Annotated in this window: 2 protein-coding genes; both read left to right on the top strand. The window is 37.4% G+C overall.

What is annotated here, in order from left to right; all coding sequences use genetic code 11:
• A partial coding sequence (locus BEL05_RS21130; protein WP_217629865.1) for a hypothetical protein occupies positions 1-184 on the top strand: 184 nt, incomplete at its 5' end.
• 414 nt (positions 185-598) lie between these two features.
• Positions 599-1852, top strand: a complete 1254-nt coding sequence (locus tag BEL05_RS12010) for a lysozyme inhibitor LprI family protein (protein ID WP_069671318.1) — start codon at positions 599-601, stop codon at positions 1850-1852.
• The last annotated feature ends 158 nt before the right edge of the window (positions 1853-2010 follow it).

The following is a 2010-nucleotide window of genomic DNA, read 5'->3' as shown; positions in this document are numbered from 1 at the left end:
CTCGACGATGGCATCTGACGTGAATGGATTCACAAATGCCGCGATGACATGGATGTCAGAGAGCGGCCATGCCATCAACGTCCGCAGCTGTATCTACACTGGGTTATTGACTCTCTTCGATTTAGCTTCATTTGGTGTGAGGGCGAGTAAAAAGCTAACGTGCTTTTGCCCCAAAATGAGTTAACACGTTGTCGGTGGATCAGTACCTAACGGACATTCTAGCCTGGCAATTTTCATCGCGACACCAGCGAGATGTAATTCACTACTCTCCAACCAAAAACTGGATAACTATACAGTCATATTCAAATTATCAGGATTTTGAACGATTTTCATCCTGTATTCGTGCGCGTTTTCTCATGTTGATTTAAATAAATGGCATTAGAATTAATTACTTATGCTATTCGTCAAGTAGATAATAGGTTTGGAAAACGCGCATGCGCGTTTTTCCAGATGGTATATTTAGCAAAATGCTGATAAGTTCATTGTATACAGATAGTTAACTGTGCGCGTTTTCACTGGTCCAACGAGGTAAACGCGCATGCGCACTAATAAAATGTTATGCGTATTACTACTTCGCACACTAGGATGTGGCCAATAAATGAAATTTCTTATACTAACTTTAATCTTTATCTTAACGCCTTTATTGAATGTCTATGCAGCTAGTTTTGACTGTTCTGTAAAGTTAAACATAACCGAAAAAGCTATTTGCTCAAATACCGTACTTAACTTGTTAGACGAAGAGTTATCTAAGTATTATTCAAAACATTTAAAATCATTAACAGAAACAGAAAAAAAACACCTTATTAGCAAACAACGCAAATGGCTAAGTGAAAGAAACACTATTTGCAGCGACAATGCAGGTTGTTTACTCACGGTATATGCTTCAAGAATCGAAGAGCTAAGTTTTAAGCCTAAGAAAGTTGAGAAAGTTGAGAAAGTAAGTGGAACATATTCTCATAAACCAGAGCGTGATAGCTTTAATCCTAAAATAAAGTGTGATTTTTCCGGGGTTAAGTTTTCTTCTGATTTAGTTGTATATGCTGGTGGGGCTTACAGTGGCTCCCCGACTATTTACCAAATAGATGAAAGTGGTCATAGAACAACTAAATTTGATGTTGCCGTAAATTCACCTGACTCACCTGTAGCGTTATTTTTAAGCGCATATGAACCATCAATATGGAATATAAAGTGGACAGAAAATACAAAAATAGAAGCTGTGTATGCTTCAGGTTATTATAAGCAAGTAATCATAGGGTTACCAAATAATGTACCTGTAATAACCACCATGTCTAGAGAGGCGGTTCCTTGTACCTCCTTATATATTGAACCTAAAACTCTCCACAAAGTAAATCCACTTTCTTTACGCTTGTTTAATAAAAAAGTTTCCTTAGTAACCAAAGCTAAGAGAGGGAATCTTGGTTTTGGTGATGCGTTTAGCCACAAAACTCCTTTTTTTACAAATGTTGAAAGTAATATTGATGAACATATTGACCCTATATTTTCATTCTCAGGAAAATATGGGCTTAATCAATTAATATCTAAGGGTTATATAAGAGAATATAGCGAGCAAGATGTAAATAGGTGGGTTAAGTTAAAATCAGATCAACTTATGGAGAGCCTTCCACCTGTAGCAGGTATTGACGTTTCATCAAAATATAAACCTGACATCTATATTAGCCAAAGGGCTTATGTCATTCTTAAAAAAATCAGAATTCCAGCGGGGCTATTTGGTGCAGATAGTGTAGTTTTCTTTTTAAAGGAAAATGTTCCTTACCCTGATGGGAAATTAGGCCATAGTAAGTTATATGACTTTAATACCCTTAAATGTAAAGGAACAGGCTGTAATCGTTAAACGCATAACAAATAAGGATAGGCCGCGCGTAGCCGCGTCCTTATCCCGAGTGTTGAACAAGCCCAGGGTTGTAGGAAGTGATACCTTTATATAGTAAATAGCGGCGTGAGAGCTCACGCTGGTTTAGGTCGGGGAGCTTAATTTACACTTTTGGCTAG

Origin of the sequence: Shewanella colwelliana (assembly GCF_001735525.1) — a bacterium.
Lineage (GTDB): Bacteria > Pseudomonadota > Gammaproteobacteria > Enterobacterales > Shewanellaceae > Shewanella > Shewanella colwelliana.
This window is presented reverse-complemented; position numbering and strand designations above follow the sequence as displayed.

What these genes read in the sequence shown, in the direction of transcription:
- BEL05_RS12010 (WP_069671318.1), top strand. Translation starts at nt 599, where the DNA reads ATGAAATTTCTTATACTAACTTTAATCTTTATCTTAACGCCTTTATTG.